The 19,720-nt window shown below is 70.0% G+C and carries 15 protein-coding genes and 1 pseudogene; 8 read left to right on the forward strand and 8 right to left on the reverse strand.

Annotated features, from left to right (window positions below; genetic code table 11):
- The 5 genes and pseudogenes from LRP66_RS15445 to pelF form a co-directional block, all read left to right on the forward strand.
- Nucleotides 1-189: pseudogene (locus tag LRP66_RS15445) on the forward strand (hypothetical protein); the annotation flags it as partial.
- On the forward strand, nt 189-1,679 hold the full coding sequence (locus tag LRP66_RS15450) for a hypothetical protein (protein ID WP_230483497.1): 1,491 nt from the start codon (nt 189-191) through the stop codon (nt 1,677-1,679). The pseudogene LRP66_RS15445 and the gene LRP66_RS15450, both read left to right, overlap by 1 nt.
- Complete coding sequence (locus tag LRP66_RS15455) at nt 1,679-2,680, forward strand: hypothetical protein (protein ID WP_230483498.1); 1,002 nt, start codon at nt 1,679-1,681, stop codon at nt 2,678-2,680. The genes LRP66_RS15450 and LRP66_RS15455 overlap by 1 nt, the downstream gene beginning before the upstream one ends.
- Nucleotides 2,677-3,534, forward strand: coding sequence for a hypothetical protein (locus tag LRP66_RS15460; protein ID WP_230483499.1), 858 nt, complete (start codon nt 2,677-2,679; stop codon nt 3,532-3,534). Before LRP66_RS15455 ends, LRP66_RS15460 begins: the two co-directional genes overlap by 4 nt.
- The gene (gene pelF / locus LRP66_RS15465; protein WP_230483500.1) at nt 3,531-5,015 is read left to right on the forward strand and encodes a GT4 family glycosyltransferase PelF; all 1,485 of its coding nucleotides are present in this window, start codon (nt 3,531-3,533) and stop codon (nt 5,013-5,015) included. The genes LRP66_RS15460 and pelF overlap by 4 nt, the downstream gene beginning before the upstream one ends.
- 47 nt (nt 5,016-5,062) lie before the next feature.
- On the opposite strand, the gene LRP66_RS15470 is transcribed toward pelF, so the two are convergent.
- The 4 genes from LRP66_RS15470 to LRP66_RS15485 all read right to left on the reverse strand — a co-directional run bounded on the left by LRP66_RS15470 (nt 5,063) and on the right by LRP66_RS15485 (nt 11,290).
- Complete coding sequence (locus LRP66_RS15470; RefSeq protein ID WP_230483501.1) at nt 5,063-6,661, reverse strand: TolC family outer membrane protein; 1,599 nt, start codon at nt 6,659-6,661, stop codon at nt 5,063-5,065.
- On the reverse strand, nt 6,651-7,997 hold the full coding sequence (locus LRP66_RS15475) for an HlyD family type I secretion periplasmic adaptor subunit (protein ID WP_230483502.1): 1,347 nt from the start codon (nt 7,995-7,997) through the stop codon (nt 6,651-6,653). Before LRP66_RS15475 ends, LRP66_RS15470 begins: the two co-directional genes overlap by 11 nt.
- Nucleotides 7,994-9,748: a type I secretion system permease/ATPase gene (locus LRP66_RS15480; protein WP_230483503.1), complete on the reverse strand. Its 1,755-nt coding sequence runs from the start codon at nt 9,746-9,748 to the stop codon at nt 7,994-7,996. The genes LRP66_RS15475 and LRP66_RS15480 overlap by 4 nt, the downstream gene beginning before the upstream one ends.
- A gap of 309 nt (nt 9,749-10,057) precedes the next feature.
- Nucleotides 10,058-11,290 (reverse strand): histidine-type phosphatase, encoded by a 1,233-nt coding sequence (locus tag LRP66_RS15485; protein ID WP_230483504.1) that lies wholly within the window; start codon nt 11,288-11,290, stop codon nt 10,058-10,060.
- Nucleotides 11,291-11,492: 202 nt separating this feature from the next.
- Here LRP66_RS15485 and LRP66_RS15490 point away from each other — a divergent pair, with 202 nt between their 5' ends.
- Complete coding sequence (locus tag LRP66_RS15490) at nt 11,493-14,291, forward strand: TonB-dependent receptor (RefSeq protein WP_230483505.1); 2,799 nt, start codon at nt 11,493-11,495, stop codon at nt 14,289-14,291.
- A gap of 152 nt (nt 14,292-14,443) precedes the next feature.
- Nucleotides 14,444-15,199, forward strand: a complete 756-nt coding sequence (locus tag LRP66_RS15495) for a DeoR/GlpR family DNA-binding transcription regulator (protein ID WP_230483506.1) — start codon at nt 14,444-14,446, stop codon at nt 15,197-15,199.
- On the opposite strand, the gene LRP66_RS15500 is transcribed toward LRP66_RS15495, so the two are convergent.
- Nucleotides 15,157-16,461 (reverse strand): POT-type proton-dependent oligopeptide transporter, encoded by a 1,305-nt coding sequence (locus tag LRP66_RS15500; RefSeq protein ID WP_230483507.1) that lies wholly within the window; start codon nt 16,459-16,461, stop codon nt 15,157-15,159. The genes LRP66_RS15495 and LRP66_RS15500 overlap by 43 nt on opposite strands.
- 116 nt (nt 16,462-16,577) lie before the next feature.
- Between LRP66_RS15500 and LRP66_RS15505 the strand changes: the two genes are divergently transcribed.
- Complete coding sequence (locus LRP66_RS15505) at nt 16,578-17,513, forward strand: glutaminase (RefSeq protein ID WP_230483508.1); 936 nt, start codon at nt 16,578-16,580, stop codon at nt 17,511-17,513.
- Here the strand turns inward: LRP66_RS15505 and LRP66_RS15510 are convergent.
- Genes LRP66_RS15510 through LRP66_RS15520 form a run of 3 tightly spaced genes read right to left on the reverse strand, consistent with a single transcriptional unit; the run spans nt 17,419 to nt 19,677 of the window.
- On the reverse strand, nt 17,419-17,793 hold the full coding sequence (locus tag LRP66_RS15510) for a DUF3325 family protein (RefSeq protein ID WP_230483509.1): 375 nt from the start codon (nt 17,791-17,793) through the stop codon (nt 17,419-17,421). The genes LRP66_RS15505 and LRP66_RS15510 overlap by 95 nt on opposite strands.
- Complete coding sequence (locus LRP66_RS15515) at nt 17,786-19,348, reverse strand: PepSY-associated TM helix domain-containing protein (protein ID WP_230483510.1); 1,563 nt, start codon at nt 19,346-19,348, stop codon at nt 17,786-17,788. The genes LRP66_RS15510 and LRP66_RS15515 overlap by 8 nt, the downstream gene beginning before the upstream one ends.
- Nucleotides 19,345-19,677 (reverse strand): hypothetical protein, encoded by a 333-nt coding sequence (locus LRP66_RS15520; protein ID WP_230483511.1) that lies wholly within the window; start codon nt 19,675-19,677, stop codon nt 19,345-19,347. Before LRP66_RS15520 ends, LRP66_RS15515 begins: the two co-directional genes overlap by 4 nt.
- Nucleotides 19,678-19,720: the final 43 nt, after the last annotated feature.

Consider the following 19,720-nt stretch of genomic DNA (forward strand, 5'->3'; position numbering starts at 1 on the left):
CAGGCGCCGCCGGGCGGCCGGACGCGCGCCGAGCTGCTCGATCGGCTGGGCCGCCGTGCCGAGGCGCTGCAATTGGTTGAGACGCTTCGTCGGAGTGCGCCGCGCGATGCCGAACTGGCGGCACTCCAGGCGCGGCTGCTGATCGCCTCGGGCCAGCCGGGACGCGCACGCGCGGTGCTGATCCCGTGATGCTGGCCGATCTTGCGATGGACGGCGGCGCGGGGGGCGTCGGGTCGGGGGCGCCGCAACTGGTGGTGCCCGACACGGTCTTCATCGACCGGCGCATCGTCGCGCCCGGCGAACCGCGCCTCGTCTGGCCGAACGGCGCGCGCCTTTCGCTCGAACGGGAAGGCGGCGAGGTGATCGTCGGCTTCGACCGCCCGCCGAGCGAGGAGGCGATCGATCTGTTCCGTGACGCGGCTGGCGAGGCGATCGGCGACCTGCGGTGGAACGATGTCAGCCTGATGCTGCGCCCGGCCAGCGGGTGGAGCATGGATGCGCGGATCATCGGCACCACGCTCCAGATCGCCTTCCGCCCGATCGCGACCCGGCCACCGGTCGACGGGGGGGAGGATAAGCGCGAGCTGGCGCACGCCCGGATCGAGGCCGATCTCGCCGCCGGTTATCCCGGACGCGGTGGGCGCGAGGCACAGGCGATGCTGGCCGGGGATCCCGACGACCGACGCGCCCGACGCCTGCTCGCGGAGGCGCGGATGATCGACGGCGATGTGGTCGGCGCGGGACGCGACTATCGCGCGATCGATGCGAGCGATACGGCGGCGCGCCGGGCGATGGCGGCGGCGGGGGGAACTGCCAGCGCCGGGCTCGTCGCGCGCGAGGGCGGCGATCTCCGACAGGTTGAGGGCAGCATCCGACTCGACGCGCCGGTCGGCGATGGGATCAGCGTTCAGGCGGCGGCCCGCCATCTGGCCAGCCGGGTCGATACACCGTTCGGACGGCGCGACGCGGCGGCGTCGGTCATCGATGCCGGGCTCGGCGTGGCGCTGCGCGATGCGGTGCGCCTGTCGCTGATCGCCGCCGCGGCGCTGGACGACGGCGTGACCGGCGGCGGCGCGCGCATAACCTATGGCCCCGCCGAGTCGCAGTTGCGCGTCAGCCTGACCCGGCACATGCCCGATTATGCCACCCCGGCGCAGGTGCTTGCTGGCGGCTATCTGTCGCGCGCCGCGCTGGGCGGGGTGTACCGGTTCGACTCGGGGCTGGTCGGCCAGGCCGATCTGGGCGTCAATCGCTATGGGCTGGCGGGCGAGCGGGGGGCGACCGATACGGTGACGCTGGCCGCTGGCCTCGAATATCTCATCCGCCGCCGTTACCCGCTGCTCGGCCTCAGCTACCGGATCGAGGCGGAATATGTCCGTCGCGCCGCGCGCGATGCCAATGGCCAGCCGGTCGTTGCGCTGGCCGACCGCGAGAACCATAGCGTGCAGGCGATGCTGGGCGAGGCGGTGGGCGAGGTGCAACTGACCGGACTTGCCGGATGGACGGTCGATCGCTTCGGCGGCGATGGCCCCAATGCCAGCCTCGCGGTCGCCGCGCCGATCGGCCTTTTCTGGCGGATCGAGGCGTCGGGCGGCCTGACCTCGATCAGCCGACCGGGCTTTTCCGGTCAGCAAGTGTTCGGCCGCGCCGTCCTGACCCGCAGCCTGGGGAGCCCGTGATGCGCGACGCCGTGCCCATCGATACCAAAGCGCCCTTCTCCGTCCGGCGGGGGATTCGCGTCCTTGTGGAAATCGCGATCGTCTTCGCGCTGCTGGCGGTCATCGACCATGCGCTGACCGGGGGCACGGGCTTCGCGGATATCCGCCCAAGTCCCTATTGGATGCCGGTGCTGGTCATGGCGCTGGTCTATGGCACCGGCGCGGGGGTGATCGCGGCCGCGGTCGCGTCGATACTCTGGCTGGTCGCGGCGCATGGCGATGGGCAGGCGCGCGACTATCTCGACACGCTGCTCCATCTCTCGCTGCCGCCGCTCCTCTGGGGCGTCGCGGCGGTCTCGATCGGCGAGGTGACGCTGCTCCGCAAGCGTCGTCAGGCGCGGGCCGAGCGGCGCGCGACGCAGGCGATCCGCGACATGGCGCGGATGACCGACGCGCACGACCGGCTGACCCGCACCAACCGTATCCTCCAGCGCAAGGTGGCGGGCGATCCCCGCACGCTGGGCCATGTCGTGGCCACCGCGACGCGGCTGTCGGCGGTGGACCCCGCCGCGCGGCATGAGGCGATGGCCGAACTGATCGAGCTGGCGGCGGCGAGCGACGATTTCACCTGCTACCGTCTGGGCCCCGACGGGGCGCATGGCTGGCTGCGCGGACGCGGCGTGCAGGGCCATAGCCTGGGGCGTCCCGACACGCTGCCGCCCGCGATGGTCGCGGCGCTGGCCGACAATCCGCGGATCCGCCATGTCGCCCGGCGGTCGGACCGCGAATGGCTGGCGGGGCTGGGCGTCGCGGCCGTCCCGCTGACCGACGCGCCGGGGGCGGTACGCGGGCTGCTGCTGTTCCACACGATCCCGATCGAGTCGTTCAACGCGCATCGCATGGCCGAACTCGCCGAGATCGCCGGGTGGCTCGGTCCGCTGCTGTTCGATCAGGGGCAGGGCGGTTTGCGTGCCGTGCGCGCGACGCGGGACAAGGACCGCCCCACGGGACAGGTGGCATGACCGCCCGCTACAGCGCGCTGGCGATCCTCGATATCGGCTGGATCGGGCTGTCGCTCCAGGGCGGGTTGGGCGTCGCGGCGGCATTGCTGGGGCATGTCGCGCTGGCGCTGCTGACCTGCGCGATCTGGCTGCGGTCGGATCCGCATGGCGGGTTCGCGGCGGCGGTGCTCGGGCTCGCTGGCCCGATCGGCCTGATGGCGGGGCAGGTCGTCGGCCGCCTCGCCGAGCGCCGCGCGGAACGCCAGCCGATCGACCCGACCACCGGATGGGAACGCCGTTCGATCCGGCGAGAGGGTGCCGCGCGCGAGATGGCGCGACTGCTCGACGGGCGCATCCATCACCCCGCGCCCGAGGGCCTCGACTCGCTGGTCGCGATCCTGCGTCATGGACCGGTTTCGGCCCGTCGCCGCGCGCTGGAAACCGTGGTGCGCGCCTTCGAGCCGGGGCTGTCGCCGCTGGTCGCGCGGATGCTCGACGACCCGGACCAGACGATCCGTGCGCTCGCCGCCGCCGCCTCCGCCCGGATCACCCAGAATCTGGGCGAACAGCGCGCCGCGCTCGAAACGAGGATCGCCGCCGGGGACGACGGCGCGGCGGAGACGCTGGGCCGACTGCTCGCCGAGCACGGCCGCGCCAACCGGCTCCTGTCGGATAGCCAGCGCCAGCATCTGCGCGACGACGCGGCCTGTTTGCTCAAGGCGCGCGGGCTGGCGGTGGAGACGGCGGAACTGGCGGTCGAAGCGGCGTGGGCGGCGCGCGACTATGCCACGATCGACCGAATTCATGCCGCGTCTCCGGCCGTCGAGGCGGATGACGGCATGGCCGGATGGTGGCGCGCGGAGGCGGCACGATGACCGTCACCGACCGGGACGGCGCGGAGGCGGATGTCTGCCTGATCGTCGAGGGCGCCTATCCCTACGTCATCGGCGGCGTCTCGGGCTGGTTGCAGGACCTGATAACCAACCTGCCCGAGATTCGCTTCGCGATCGTGGCGATCAAGCCCAGCCCGGCGCCGCTGCCCTTCCGGATCACGCCGCCCGCCAATGTCGTCGCGGTGACCGAGATCGGGCTCGCCCCCGCCGCCGAAGCGCCGCGACGGGTCCCCGAGGCGGTGGCGGTGCGCATCGCCGAGGCGCTCATGGTCTTCGTCGCGACCGGGCGGCAGGAGGCGATCACGACCCTGCTCGACCTGTTCGCGGAACTGAACCCGATGCCCGCACCGGGCGACATTCTGGCGCATCCGGCGACCTTCCAGAGGTTGCAGCGCCATTATCGCGCGATCCTGCCGCGCGCGTCCTTCCACCATTATTTCTGGGCGATGCGCACGCTGCTCGGCGGACTGCTCGCGGTACTGACCGCGCCCTTGCCGCGTGCGCGGGTCTATCACACCATTTCGACCGGGTTCGCCGGGCTGCTCGCGGCACGCGCGCGACATCAGACCCGGCGACCCGCCTTCATCACCGAACACGGCATCTACCTGCTGGAGCGGCAGATCGAGGTCATGATGGCCGAGTGGATCGGCGACCAGATCGACACCGGGCTGCAGATGGAGCGCAGCGTTCGCGACCTGCGCGACCTGTGGGTGCGGGCGTTCACCAGCTATGCCGAGGCCTGTTACGACGCCTGCGACCCGATCGTCGCACTCTATGGCGAAAACAATGCCGTGCAGCGGCGGCTGGGCGCGGCGCCGGACCGGGTGCGCGCGATCCCCAATGGCGTCGACGTGCACCGTTTCGCGCACCTCGCCGATGCGCGCGACCCCACGCGTCCGATCGTCGCGCTGCTGGGGCGCGTCGTGCCGATCAAGGACGTGAAGACCTATATCCGCGCCGCCGCGATCGTCCATGACGCGCGCCCCGACATCCGCTTCGTCGTGCTTGGGCCGGAGGACGAGGATCCCGAATATGCGGCCGAATGCACCGCGCTGGTTGCCGAACTGGGGCTGGGCGATGCGCTGTCCTTCGAGGGGCGGGTGCGGATCGAGGACTGGATGGCGCAAATCGACCTGCTGGTGCTGACCAGCCTGTCGGAGGCGCAGCCGCTGGTCATTCTGGAGGGCGGGGCATGTGGCATCCCCGTCGTCGCGCCCGATGTCGGCAGTTGCCGTGAGATGATCGAGGGGCGCGGCGGTGCCGATCAGGGCGCGGGTGGCATCGTCACCCCGCTGGTCAACCCCGCCGCCACCGCCGCCGCGATCCGGCGCATCCTCGACGAACCCGGTTTGCGCGACCGGATGGGCGAGACGATGCGCGAGCGGGTAAAGCGCGACTACGACCATCCGACGATCATCGGGGCGTACCGGGAATTGTACGGCGAACTCGCGGCGCGCGCGTAGCGTTCATTCCTCCACGTACAGGAGAGGAACGGGATCCGCCCTAACGCTCAGCGCCGTTGAAGGGACCCGCCCGTCACCACGGCATCGCTCAGCGCGGCGAAGGACGGCATCGCCAGCTTCGGGATTGGCGCGACGGGCAGCGTCGTCCCCAGTGTCGCGGGGGCGGCGGGCGTCGAGGGGGCGATCAGCGCCGGGGCTTCGGCGGCCGCCAGCACCGGTGCGGGCGGGGCGCTCGCGTCGGGACGCGAGGCGCGGTCGATAGGGGCGAGCAGCGGGTCGAACGGTCCGAACACCGTCTTCTTCACCTGCCGGATATTGGCGGAGGCGTCATAGACCGGCACCCCCGCCTCGATGATCCCCGCCTGCAACCGGCCGAGCGTGGCGAGCAGCCTTGCCTGTGCGACATAGCCCGAATAGCGCGCATTGGTCGCGACGATCTGCGCGTTGAGGAGCCGCTGTTCCGAATCGAGCACTTCGAAATTGGAGCGGAACCCTTCCTGGAAACCACGCCGGACGCCGGTCAGCGCGGCCTCTGCCGCCTCCGTGGCGCGCTGGCCCGCATCCTGCTGCGCGGTGGCGGCGACCGACTGGTTCCAGCTTTCCTGCACGTCGGCCAGCGCCTGGCGCCTTATGCCCTCCGCCTCGAAGCCGAGTTGCTGGCGCTCGGCGACGGCGGCGCGGATGCGCGATCCGATCAGCCCGCCCGCCAGCAGGGGCATGGTGACGCTCAGGCCGCCGCTCGCCTGCCCACCCATGTCGCGCAACTGATAGGAATAGGGGCTGGCATAGCCATAGCCGCCGGTCAGCGCGACGATCGGCGCGCGCTCGGCGCGCTGCGCCGCGATACGGGCGTCCCCGGCGCGGGCGGCCATGGTCGCCTGCCAGATGGCGGGGCTTTCCCTCTCGGCGGTCTGGAAGGCGAACTCCAGCGAACTGGGCAGTCCCGGCAGGCGCGGCGGCGGGGCGAGGCGGCCGGGATTACGCCCGACCAGTGCGGCGAAGCGCGCGCGGCTCGCCTGGAGATTGGCCTTGGCCTGCGCGAGCTGTGCGGCGATGATCTCGGCCTGCGCCTGCGCCTGCGCGATGTCGGTCCGGGTCAGGTCGCCGCCCCGCTCACGCGCGACCGCCTGGTCGACCTGTCGGCCGTAGCTGTCGAGCGACCGGGTCTGGATCGCGACCAGCGCCTGATCGCGCAGCACCGAGGAAAAGGCGTCGACGACCGCGAGCAGGATCGCATTCTCGGTCTCGCGCAACCGCTCGCGCCCCGCCAGCACGGTCGCCTCGGCGGCGGAGACCTGCGCGGCGGTGCGGCCGCCGTTGAGCAGGATCTGCGAGGCGGAGATCGTCGCGCCCATCGTCCGCGCGCGCGCCGTGCCGAACTGGTCGAGCAGGTTGCGCTGATCCTGCTGGCGATACTGGAGATTGACGTTGACCCCGATGGTCAGCCGATAGGGTGAACCGGCCTGCACGATCTGTTCGTCGAGCGCGCGAAGCTGCGCGCGGCCCGCCTCCAGCGTCGGATTGCTGCGATAGGCATCGGCGATCGCGCGGTCGAGCGTGTCGGGGTCGTACAGCTCCTGCGCAACCGCCGGAGGTGCCGCGAGCGCGAGCAGCGACAGCAGGGCGAACCGGGGCCTAGCGTTCATGGAAGGACCGCGAAAAGGCTTCGGTCAGCGGATCGAACAGATATTGCAGCGCGGTCCGCTTGCGCAATGGCACGGTGACCGCGACGGGGACGCCCGCGCGGATGCCGGTATCGCCACCGCGCACCGCCGCGATCCGCGCGATCTGGTCGTGCGGCACCGCGATCTCCGCGCTGAAATAGCTACGGCCGGAGGCTTCGTCGCGCAGCGCGTCGGCGGAGACGGCGTGCACCGTTCCGGTCAGGATCGGCAGGCCCCGGTCGTGGAGGGACAGGAACTTCACCTCGGCCGGGCGCCCGGCGACGACGCCATCGATATCGCCTGGCGCGAAATTGGCGCGGACGATCAGCGGGGTTGCGTCGGGCACGATGTCGAGGATCGGCTGTCCCGCCTGAATGACGCCGCCGACGGTGAAGACGCGCAGGCCGACCACCCGGCCGGAAACCGGCGCGCGGATCTCGGTCCGCGCGAGTTGTTCGCGTGCGGCGGCCCATTTGGGCAGTATCTCGTTCAACTGGAACTGCGTGTCGCGCAGGCTGGTGGCGGCATCCTCGACCTGGCGACGACGCGTCTGGACGATCTGCGCCCGACTCTGCCCGATCTGCTCGCGCGCGGCGGCGGAGCGGGAGCTATAGTCGGCGTCCGCGCCCTCCAGCTGCTGCATCGAGCGCTCGATCGCGCGCACCGTGTTGCGCGAGACATAGCCCTCGTCCGCGAGCTTCCGCGTACTTTCGAGCTGCTGGGCAAGGCTGGCGCGCTGGCGGGCGCTGGCCTGCGCCTGCGCGTCGAGGCCCGACGTCTGGCGGCCCGCCTCGGCGGCCTGCTGGCGAAGCACCTGATCCCCGGCGGCGAGCGCGGCGGCGCGGCTGCGCATCTGCGCCAGTTGCAGGCTCTGCGCGCGCGCGATCAACAGCCGGTCGTCGCCGGTCGCCTGCGTGAATTCGGCGGGCCAGACGATCGCGCGGCCCGCCACCTCGGCCTCCAGCCGCGCGCGCTGCGCCTTCAGGTCGATGACGCTGGCGGCCAGCGCTCGCTCGCTGGCGGCGACTTCGGCACCCTCGAGGCGGAACAGGATCTGCCCGGCGCGGACATGGTCGCCGTCGCGGACCATCATCGCCTTCACGATACCGCCGTCACGATGCTGCACGGTGCGGCGATTGCCCGACACGGTGACCTGCCCTTCTCCGGCGGCGGCGGCGTCGAGCCGGGCGAAGGCGGCCCAGCCGAGTCCGACGACGAAGAACAGGAACGCGACGGCGAGGCCGACCCGGATCGCGGTGCGCGGCGAATCGTCGAGCGCCAGCCGATCGGCCAGCTGCGAGCGGGCGAGCGCGGTCATCGCGCACCCCCGGCTGTCACGATGCCCTCGGGCGGCGGGGGAGTCTGCTGGCGGATCACCCTGGCGCGGTCGTCGAAGAGCTGGATCTTGCCGCCGCGCAGCAGCAACACCTTGTCGACCGTCTGGAGCAGCCCGGTGCGATGCGTCGAGACGATCACCGTCGCCTGGCGATCGCGCAACGACTGCAGCGTCCGCGCGAGCCGCGCCTCGCCCTCGCTGTCGAGATGCGCGTTGGGCTCGTCGAGGAATACCAGGCCGGGCCGTCCGAACAGCGCGCGCGCCAGCGCGACCGCCTGACCCTGCCCGGCGGACAGGTCGGCCTCGCCCCGCTCCAGCATCGTCGCATAGCCGTGGGGCAGGCCGAGGATCACGTCATGCGATCCGGCATCCTGCGCCGCGGCGACGACCTCGGCATCGAGTGCCTCGCTCTCGCCGTCGAGAACGCTGCGGAAGCGCGCGATATTGGTGTGGACCGTGGCGGGGAAGAGCGTGGGCGCCTGCGGCATGAAGCCCAGATGGCGGCCCAGTTGCTCGCGGTTCCAGTCGGCAAGCGATGCGCCGTCGATCCGCACCTCGCCCGCATCGGGCGTCATCGCGCCGGCGAGCACGCGCAGGAGCGTCGACTTGCCCGCACCGCTGGGGCCGACCAGCGCGACGATCTCGCCCGGATTCACCGTGAAGCTGATGTCGGACAGGATTGCGCGATCGGTGCCGGGGGCCTTCACCTCGACTCCGCGCACCTCGATCCGTCCGGTCGGCGCGGGGAGGGTGGTCGCGCCACGGCCGGGGGCGGGGCGGCGGCAAAAGGCATCGAGCGATCGCCACGCCTGCCGCGCGGTGGTCAGCGGCTTGATCGCGCCCAATATCTGCTCGACCGGCTGTAGGGCACGGCCGAGCAGCAGCGAGGCGGCGAAGATCGCGCCGCCGGAAATCTCCTGCTTCACCGCCAGCCACGCGCCGAGCGCCAGGGCCAAGGACTGGAGCAACTGGCGCAGGAATTTGGTGACCGCCAGGAACTGGCCCGACCGGCCGGACAGGGCCGCCTGCCGCCGCGCCAGATCGGCGCGTTCGAGCAAGTGACGGGTGACGAGCGCGTCGCGCATCCCCAAGGCCTGCGCCACGTCGGAGGCCAGGATCGAGGCATCCTGCTCCCGCTGCGCCAGCGCGGTGCGCCCGCGCAGCGACAGCACGTCGGGCTCGGTCAGCCGCTCGCTGGCGATGGCGATGCCGCCGAGCAGCAGCGCGCTGACCAGTGCCAGCACGCCGATCCACGGGTGGAGGAGGAAGGCGATCAGGATGTAGATCGGTGCCCAGGGCGCGTCGAACAGCGCGATCACCGGCGCACCGGTCAGGGTCGCGCGGACCGTGTCGAAATCGCGCATCGCCTGCGCGCGTTCGGTGGGCGTGCCGCTGGGCGAGCCGAGGATGCGCAGCAGGATCGCCGGGGCCAGCCGCCGCTCGAGCCGGATGCTGGCGCGCAGCAACAGCCGCATCCGCACCGCGTCGAGGATGGCATAGACCGCCAGCGCCGCGACCAGGATCAGCGTCAACAGCGCCAGCGTCGGCAGCCCGCGTGTCGGCACCACCCGGTCATAGACCTGGAGCATGAAGATCGACGGTGCGAGGTTGAGAAGGTTGACCAGCCCCGAAAACGCCGCCGCCGCCAGCAGATGCGGACGACATCCGCGCACCATCGGCATCAGGCCCGGTGCGGGCGCGCCATAGCGGGGCATGGTATCGGGAACGGACATGGCGTCCGCTCTACCGTCGAAAGAGTAAGCGAAGCGTTCACATGGGGAGCGAGCGGGATATCTCTGCGAACGTCCTGTTCGTATCCGCAAAATCTCTGTTCCCCCGCATAGGCGGGGGGCCGGGGCCAGGCAGGACAACGGCTTGCGCTAGGGCCGATCGATATTCGACATGCCTGTCCTTCCCTCGCCCCTCGTGGAGGGGAGAGGGTTGCGCAGACTAGGTCTTTGCGTAGCAAAGGCTTAGGCTCAGGTCCTTATTGGCGGAAGATCTCGGTCGTTGCCTCAAGAGTGACCCGGACCGGGCGGAGATCAGTCCGCCAGTGGCGCCAGCCGCCCCGCGAACAGCGAGGCGAACCGATCGAGTGGACAGGGTGCGCTGGCCGGGCAACCGCGCACCTGCACCGGCCGCACGCTGACGGTGGTGGCGTGCGCGCGGATCTGGTCGGGAGACTGGGTGCGGTAATCCACCGTGACGAAGGGCTTGCCCGCGCGGTCGTGCCAGCGGTTGATCAGGATCGCGCCGCCGGGCGCGGCGTCATTGGTGGCATAGCCCGGCGCGACCAGATCGAAGCCGAGCAGCGCCGCCAGCGCGGTGACGTTGGTATCGTGGCCGACCAGCAGGTCGATCTTCGGCCCCTCCGCCTCGGTCAGCGCGGCGATCATGTGGCGGCCGAACGCGGCCGACTGGTGCGCGGCCATATAGGGCGAGCGCGAATAGACGTCGAACAGCGCGGCATGGACCGCACCCAGCCGCGCCAGCACCGCCCCGTCGACCAGTATGCCGCCGACCGAGGATGGCAGCCCCTCCGCATATTGGAGCAGCAAGACCTGCGCGGTCCCCGACGTGGTGCGGATCGGCCCGGTCAGATCGATGCCTTTGCCATCGGCGGAGGGCGTCAGGCGTGGCGGTCCGGCGGGATCGCAGACGGTCGGCACGCCGCATCCGAGCACCTTGTCGAGCAGCGCGAGCGATTCGCGATGCCGCGCGACCAGTGCGTCCATGCCGCCGGTGAAACCATTTATGTCCGCGACCGCCGCCGTCGCATCGAATCGCGTCGCATGGGCGCGGAGCGGTTCGAACAGCGCATCGGCCTGTCCGAGCGGCTTGTGATCGATCGCGATGCCGCAACCGGAAGCGAGCCCCTTGGCATAGGCGTCGCCGCTGGCGATGGTCCGCGACGAGCTGTTGGTCCGGATGCGCACCGTGCCCTTGGCGGGGCAGGCGTCCGCGGCCATCAGTCCGCGCGCGACCCACATGGCGCGATCGGCGCGTGCCTCGACCGCCAGCGCGGCGGCGCCGTTCGGGGTCAGTTCGCTTTCCGGCGTGGACCAGATCGGCCAGGGTGTCGCGGTGCGGGTGCCGTGCGGCACTTCTCCGTCGAGCGGCGCGCGGACGCCGTGGCGCATCAGCATCACCACCCGGTCGAGCGTCATGCCCTTCGGCGCCGCGGATTGCGCCGCGACCGGCGCGGCAAGGCTCGAGGCGAGGAGCGGTGCCAGCATCGGGGCGAGGCGGCGGGCGGATTGACGGATGATGGGCATCGGGCGTCTCTGCCGAATTTCGGGGTCAGAACTGTGACAGTCGCTTGGTTAACGGTCAGGTGATTGCCGTCACAATGACAGAATTTCCGAATGTCATCAAAAACCGGTCAATAAGTCATCGGACTGTCACAGCCCACCTCTAGCGGAGCCGTCGAAGGCGCCCGGGGGGCGTCGCCATCACGATTGATCCAGGGGGAATTCCATGACCGCTTCGTTCAAGCGGGCGCATGTCGTGCGCCTGCTGTGCGGCACCGCCGCCACGCTTCTGATCGCCGCACCGGCGCTGGCCGCCGATCCCGCTACACCCGTCTCGGCCGAGCCGGTGGCGGCCGAGCCCGATCCGCAGGTGGGCGAGGACGTGGTGGTGAAGGGGCATCGCCAGGCGCTGGTCGACGCGCAGGACGAACAGTTGCGCAGCCAGTCGCTCGCCACCGTCGTCTCGGGCGAGGAATTGCGGGTCCAGCCGCAGCAGAATCTCGCCGACCTGCTGACCCGCCTGCCCGGCATCAGCTCGTCGGTCGATCAGTCGCGCAACGCGGCCGCGACCGGCGAGGCGCAATATGTCTCGATCCGCGGGCTCGACACCTCGTACAACGCCTATTCGTTCGACGGCGTGCGGCTGGCGCAGACCGATGCGCGCACCCGCGCCATCTCGATGAACCTGCTTTCGCCCTTCTCGCTCCAGACGGTGCGCGTCGACAAGGCGCCGACCGCCAAATATGATGGCGACGCGATCGCGGGCATCATCGACATGGTGCCGATCACCGCCTTCGACCTGCCCAACCATCGCAGCCAGATCCGCCTGCAGGGCCAGGTCGCGGGTCGCGCGGCGGCGCGCGGCGAGGATCCGTGGGGCGGCACCGCGCAGGTGGAGACGGCGCAGCGCTTCGGCGATTTCGGCATCTATGCCTCGGCCTATTACGGCCTGAAGCATGTGCTGGGCGAGTCGACCGCCGTGCAGCACGACTGGGAGAAGTATAACAATAACATCCCCGGCATGATCCGCGACAATCTGGACAATCTGTTCGCGCGCGGCGTCCAGTGGCAGTCGTTCCGCAACCGCATCCAGCGGCTGGGCGGCACGCTGAACCTCGACTGGCGGGGCGAGACGACCGACCTCTACTGGCACTCGACCTATGGCCAGTACAACCTCAAGAGCTGGATGGACCAGACCGCGCTGCGCCAGACCAGCCTTGCGCCCTATCAGACGAACCCGAACCCCAATGGCGGCTCCTATGATGCCGCCGGCTACCGCGCCGACTACGGCCTGACCGCGACCGACTATTTCCGCACCGAGCACAGCAACCAGGCGCTGGTGACGACCAAGATCGGCGGCCAGACGCGATCGGGCGACTTCACCTTCGACTATCACGGCGCCTATTCGCGCGGGTCGCAGGACTATCCGTTGCGTATCCAGTCGGGTTTCGCGGGTGCGCCCTATATCGGCACCGCCGACAATACGGGCACGGCCAATTACCGGATGGTCACCTCGATCGGCAACCGCACCTTTCCGCAGGTCGTGCTGACCGACGCGGCGCGCGCCTATCTGACCGACCTGACCAAGCTTAAGCAGTGGTACGTCACCCAGCAGTTCGAAAATACCTGGGAGCGCCGCCTGGAGGGGCAGTTCGACACGACCTGGCATCACGCCGACCAGGGTCTCGTCTCGGTGTCGGCGGGCGCGAAGGTCGAGGATGCCAAGCGTTACGCCAACGCGCTGGGCGATGACGGCGCGCTGCAATATACCTTCCCCAATGCCGATGGCAGCGCCTCGCCGCGCTATGCCGCGACCGGCCCGGCGCTGACGTCGCTGCCCGGGCGGATGCTGGGCGGGTTCATGAACGGCGCGGCGCAGGTGCCGATCTTCCTGATCGACACCAGCTATATCGAAAATCAGGTCGCGCAGCTCTCGACGCCGAAGATCGCCGGGCTCGATCCGGTCAAGCTGAAGGAAAACCGTCTCGACGGGCGCGAGAACCGGCTTTCGGGCTATGTCATGGCGACGATGCAGTTCGGCGATCTTCAGGTCGTGCCGGGCGTCCGCTACGAATATAACCGGTTCAAGGGCACCTATTGGCAGGATCAGGGCAACAGCGCGGGCTTTGCCACCTCGGCGCGCCACTATGACCAGTGGCTGCCCAGCGTGATCGCCAACTACCGTCCCAATGACGACATGGTCGTCCGGGCCTCGATCCGGAAGAGCTATTCGCGTCCCGCCTTCGATCTGCTTCTCGGGCCGACGAGCGTGTCGCGCAACGATCTGGGCGAAGTGACGGGGGTGTTCATCCCCAACCCGAACCTGGATGCGCAGACGTCGTGGAATTACGACGCCTCGGTCGAGTATAAGGGGCAGGGCACCGACTTCTTCTCGATCAGCCCCTTCTACAAGAGCCTGAACCACGTCCTGTTCGCGACCGGTACGACGAACGCGACCGGCGACTATAACATCTGGGGCAACCCCCAGTCGGAACAGCAGGGCGGGGTCGAGGTATCGAGCCTGACCACCAACGCCACCGGCAAGATCTACGGCGTCGAACTGTTCGGTCGCTATTCGCTGAAGGGCCTGCCGGGGCTGCTCGACGGGCTCGGGCTCCAGGCCAATGTGACGGTGCAGCGCGCCACTGCACGGGTGTTCGTCAACGGGCAGATGCGCGACCAGCGCATGACCCAGGCGCCCAAGATCATGTACAATGCCGCGCTGTTCTATGCCCGTGGCGGCCTTTCGGCGGAGTGGAACTATAACTACACCGGCGACCGGCTGTACGACCTGCGCTCCAGCCGTCCGGACACCTATATCCAGCCGACGACGATCTCCAACCTGATCGTCAATTATACGCTGCCCTCCGGGCTGACGGTGGGCGGGTCGGTGCAGAACCTGTTCGACGAGCACAGCTACTGGGCGACGACCAGCGAGCGAAAGGCCTATCTCTCGAACGACCGCAAGGGCGGTTATGTCGAGACGGGCCGCATCTACATGCTCAACCTCGCCTACGCCTTCTGATCCATACCCCTCCCCGATCCGGCATCTGCCCCCAGCGGTGCCGGAACGCCCCTCCGCCGACGGTCCCATCGGGCACCGTCGGCGGCTTTGTGTGGGCTTCCTGGCCACATGGTCGCACGCTAGCATGATCCCAACGATAGGATTCGCCCGATATGATGAAACGCCAGCGCCGCCAGCATGAGATCGTGGCGCTTCTGGGAGAAGGCGGCTTTCAGGGCATCGGCGACCTGGCCGAGGCGCTGTCGGTGTCCGAGGAGACGGTGCGGCGCGAACTGCGCGTGCTTGAAGCCTCGGGCGCGGTCGTGCGGGCGCATGGCGCGGTGCGCATCGCCAAGGTCGAGACCGAGGGCTCCTTCGCCAGCCGCCTGCAACGCCATGCCGAGGCCAAGCAGCGTATCGCCGCCGCCGTCGCGCAGCTCGTGGCCGATGGGCAGACCATCTATCTCGATGCCAGCACCACCGGTCATTACGTCGCCAAGGCGCTGCGCGAGCATCAGGGGCTGACCGTCGTCACGAACGCGGTCGGGGTCGCCGCCGAGCTGGGCGGGCGCAACGACAACCGAATCATGCTGGCGGGTGGCGAGATGGATTACGAATATCGCGCCTGCTTCGATTCCACCGCGCGCGACTATCTGGCGATGTTCACGCCGACGCTGGCGATCCTGTCGGTGGAGTCGGTCCATCTGGACCATGGCTTCGCCGACTATCACGCGGGGGAGGCCGCCTTGTGCCGGATGATGGTCGCGCGGTCGCGGCGGACGCTGATCGCCGCCGACCAGAGCAAGTTCGATCGCCCCGGCACGATCCAGGTCGCGCCGCTGGACGCCGTCGCGATGCTGGTGACCGATGCCCCGCTGTCGCCCGCCTATGCCGAGGCGCTGGCAGGGGTGGAGGTCGTCGTCGCCTGACCGCGCCGGATGGTCAGCGCAACGCCTGCGCCCGCCAGCGCGAGCGCGGCGTGGACCAGCCAGAAATGCGGTTGTCGCCACACCGCGTAGAAGGTCCCGAGCTGCCCGACGACCAGATGCGCGACGAAGCCGTGGAGGTAGAACAGCCCCGTCATCATCCCGCGCCGGGCGGACGGCGCGCCCGCGGTGACGATCGAAAGCGCGGCGGGCCAGGCCAGCACGACGCCGATATCGAGGAGCAGGATCGCGATCATCGGTCCGCCCAGCCCGACCCGGCCGCCGCCCAGGGACAGGAGCGCGAACAGGCTATAGGCGAGCGTCATCGCCACGCCCCCCAGCGCCAGCTTGCGCGCCGCGCCGGGTTCGAGCCCCCGCCGTGCCAGCCAGGGCCAGAAGCGATAGGCGCCGAGTGCCAGTATGATGGTGAACAGCCCGTCCGTCGCCGCCAGCCAGCTTGGTGGAACGGAAAGGGTGGCGACGGTCAGGTCGACCCGCTCGCGCGCCCAGACCAGCACCATGTTGGTCAATTGCTCATAGGCGCAGAAGCAGAGAGTGACCGCGACGATCGTCGGGAACACGCGCGACCAGTCGATCCGCCCCGAGGCGGTGGCGGGATCGCGCGCCACGGTCACGCGCGGCGCGGCGCGCAGCAGCATCATCGCGACCGCCATGCTCGCCGCCATCGCGCCGAACGCCGCGCCGAACCCCAGGCGCTGCGCCAGCCACCCGCCGATTAGCGGACCCAGCATCGCCCCGCCATTGAGGCAGGCGAGATAGGCGGCGAACAGCCGCTCGCCGCCGCCGTCACGCCGCAGCGCGCCGACCTCGGCGGCGAGGTTGCCCTTGAGCAGCCCGATCCCCGCGATCATCGCCGCCATCCCGACCAGCGCCCAGGCATGGGTCGCCAAGGCGATCAGCCCCGTCGCCATCAACGCGGCGCCCAGATACATGGCGGGCCGTCGCCGCGCGCCACGGTCGGCGATCCACCCGCCCAGCGGCAGCACCAGATAGGTCAGTGCGCCGTAAAGCCCGTAAAGCTGCGAGGCGAAGGCGATGTCGGGCTGTGGCCCGGTCATCCGCTCGATCCCCGCGCGCAGGGTCCCCATCCCCCAGCACGCCTGCCCGCCATGCGCCAGAAGGTCGGTCAGCAGATACAGGGTCAGCAGCGATTTCGCGCCCTGTATCGCACATCGCTCCCACCCCTCGACGCTGGCGAGCGTCCAGAATCCGGGGGCGGGCGGGGGCGTGTCCCTGTCGCGCATGATGCTGATTTCGGTCCGTTCCGGTGCTTTGGGAGGAAGCGACGGCTCCCTAGCCGTGGTTTGTGACGGGTTCGCGGCGGCTCGACAAAGCGTCGCATCGGCGGCACGACGGCGGCATGGACCTGTCCACGATCGTCGCCGATATCGCCGCCGAAATGGCCGAGGCCCCCGACCGGGGCAAACCGGCGGATTACATCCCAGCGCTGGCGGGTATCGATCCGCATCGGTTCGGCATGGCGATCGTCGAGGCGGACGGCCAGTGCCATCTGGCGGGCGATGCCGAGGAGAGTTTCTCGATCCAGAGCATTTCCAAGGTCTTCGCGCTCACGCTGGCACTCGGCGCGGTCGGCGACCAGCTCTGGCGGCGAGTCGGACGCGAGCCGTCGGGGACCGCGTTCAACTCGATCGTCCAGCTCGAGACGGAGGGCGGCATCCCGCGCAATCCGTTCATCAACGCGGGCGCGATCGTCGTCGCCGACATGCTGCTCGGCGGATACGAGCCGCGCGAGGCGATCGGCGAGATGCTGCGCTTCGTCCGTGCGCTGGCGGGGGAGGAGGATATCGTCATCGACGCGGGCGTCGCGCAGGCGGAGATGGAAACCGGCCACCGCAACCAGGCGCTGGCGCATTACATGTACGCCTTCGGCAATCTCCATCATGCCGTGGAGCGCGTGCTGGGCGTCTATTTCCATTTCTGCGCGCTGGCGATGAGCTGTCGGCAACTGGCGCTGGCGGGGCGCTATCTTATGGCGCGGGGGATCAATCCGGGGACGGGACGCTCGGTCGTGTCACCGCAGCGGGCGCGGCGCATCAACGCGCTGATGATGAGTTGCGGCCATTATGACGGCTCGGGCGAATTCGCCTTCCGCGTCGGCCTGCCCGGCAAGTCGGGCGTCGGCGGCGGGATCCTGGCGATCGTGCCCGGCCGCGCCTCGATCGCCGTCTGGTCGCCCGGCCTCAACGCCCGCGGGAATTCGCAGCTTGGTACGCTGGCGCTCGAACGGCTGGTGCAGCGGACCGGCTGGTCCGTGTTCGACCCGCAAGCCGGTTGATCGCGCGCAGCGGTGCGAAGGCCGCGCGCGCGCGAACGGACAGCAGCAGGTTGAGCGCGACCCCGGCGATCGAGGCGGCGCCGAACATGCGCACGATCCGCTCGCCGGTCACCGCCGTGCCGCAGCCCGACAGCGCAAGCAGCAGCAGTGCCGCGCCGAGCAGCTTCAACCCGCCGCGCAGCCGCGCGTCGTGCAGCGTCCCCGCCTCGCGCGCATGACGGTGGGATCCCGCGGCGATCAGCCAGAAGCCGATGAAGCACAGTGCGATGGTTTCAGGCATGGACGGGCTCCAGGGACCGGCGCGACCGGTCGGGGGCTTTGGGGACGGGCCGCGCACTGACCCGCGCGGCGACGGCGAAACCGATGCCGATGGCGAGGCAGGCGAGGTCGAAGGCGGCGAACAGGTGATCGCCATCGAGCAGCGAGGGGACCAGCCAGCGCGAGGTGGTCAGCGCGTTGACGATCGGGATCGCGGTCCAGAGCGCGGCGGCCAGCCCGAACAGGAACGTCCAGGCGGGCCGGGCGGCAAGGGCCAACTGGGCCAGCGCGAGCAGGCCCCAGGTCCAGAACATCGCCGAGACTTCCATGTCGGCGCGCCCCTCCAGCGTGGCGGGGATCAGGCGGTTGGCGAGCAGATAGGCGGCCATGCCGCACGGGAAGGCCGCGATGACCGCGATGTTGAGCCGCTCGGCGAGCGTCAGCCCGAGAAAGCGCGCCGCCCCCGGCTTGCGGCGCTTGGCGGTCCAGAGCAGCAGCCCGGTGCCGACCATTGCCGCGCCGGTCAGCCCCAGCACGAAATAGGTCCAGCGTAGCGCGGGACCGGCAAAGGCGGCGATGTGGAGACCGAGCAGCACGCCCGCCGTCCCGATCGCCGAGGCGACCTCGCCGGTCTGCGCCACGAAGCGCCCGGTCGCGCCGTCATAGGACACGGTCGGCGTCCGCGCGCTGATCGAGCCGCGCACCGCCTGCGCGATCGACACGCGCGCGGCGGCGTCGCCCGGATTCTGGACGATGAGGCGGGTCGCCGCGCCCCCCAACCGGCGCTCGGCATCCTGGACCAGCGGCGCGATCGCGACCAGCGGCGCCCGCGTCCCGCTCGCGGGGACATCCTTCGGCGTGCCATAGGCGACCTGCAGGAATTGCGCGGGCTGGGCATAGTTCATCATCGTCGGCCACGGCATGTACATGGTCACCAGCGTGATCAGCCCGGTATAGGTGATCATCGCGTGATAGGGCAGGCCGAGCACCGCCGAGACGTTGTGCGCGTCGAGCCAGCTTCGCTGCCCCTTGTTCCAGCGCAGCGTGAAGAAATCGGCGAAGATGCGCTTGTGCGTGATCACGCCCGAAATGATCGCGCCCAGCATCGCCATCGCGCACAGCCCGGCGAGCCAGCGTCCCCAGGGATGCGGAAGCTGAAGCTGGAAATGGAAGCGATAGAAATGCTCGCCGCCCTTCGTCTCGCGCGCGGTCAGGGGTGCGCCGCTGACGGGATCAAGGTCGAGCTCGTCGCCGCGTGCCTTGGGATCGGGCTTGGCGGGGACGCGGAAGACGCGGGTCGCGGTCGTCCGGCCGTCGGGCAGATAGATATACCATTGCAGATCGTCGCCGCCGATCCGCGAGAGATAGCGTACCGCCGATTGCGCCGCCTGGTCGGGCGTCGCCGCCGCGGCGCGGATCTCGGGCTGCATCCACCGGGTGATCTCGGGCCGGAAATAGGCGGCGGTCCCGGTCAGGAACATGGTGAACAGGATCCACCCGGCGATCAGCCCCAGCCAGCCATGCGCCCAGGCCATGGTCTGCCGCCAGCCGCGCTGAACCGCCGCCGACGCGCTCACGGACGCAGGCCCAGCAGCTTGAGCAGCATCGCCATGACCAGCGCGCCGCCCCACACCACCGCGCTGACCCGGCCGAGCCGCTGCTCGTGCAGCGACCAGAGCCCGATCCCGGCATAGGCCAGGAAGGACAGGATCATCGGCCATCCCGTCGCCTCGACCCGCCCGAGCGGATCGGCGACGGGGAGGGACCGGGCGACCAGCATCGCCGCCGCCACGGCGAACCCGTAGCCGCCGACGATCGCAGTCAGCCAGCGCCACGCCATGGCGAATCCGGTCCGCCAGCGGCGTCCGGTCCGATCGTCAATGGCTTGGCCCGATGGCACTGGCATTTGCCCCTTGTCACTTCGATGCCATGTCCTTAGCAGCAGTTGA

The organism is Sphingomonas sp. Leaf21, from assembly GCF_916858675.1.
Lineage (GTDB): Bacteria > Pseudomonadota > Alphaproteobacteria > Sphingomonadales > Sphingomonadaceae > Sphingomonas.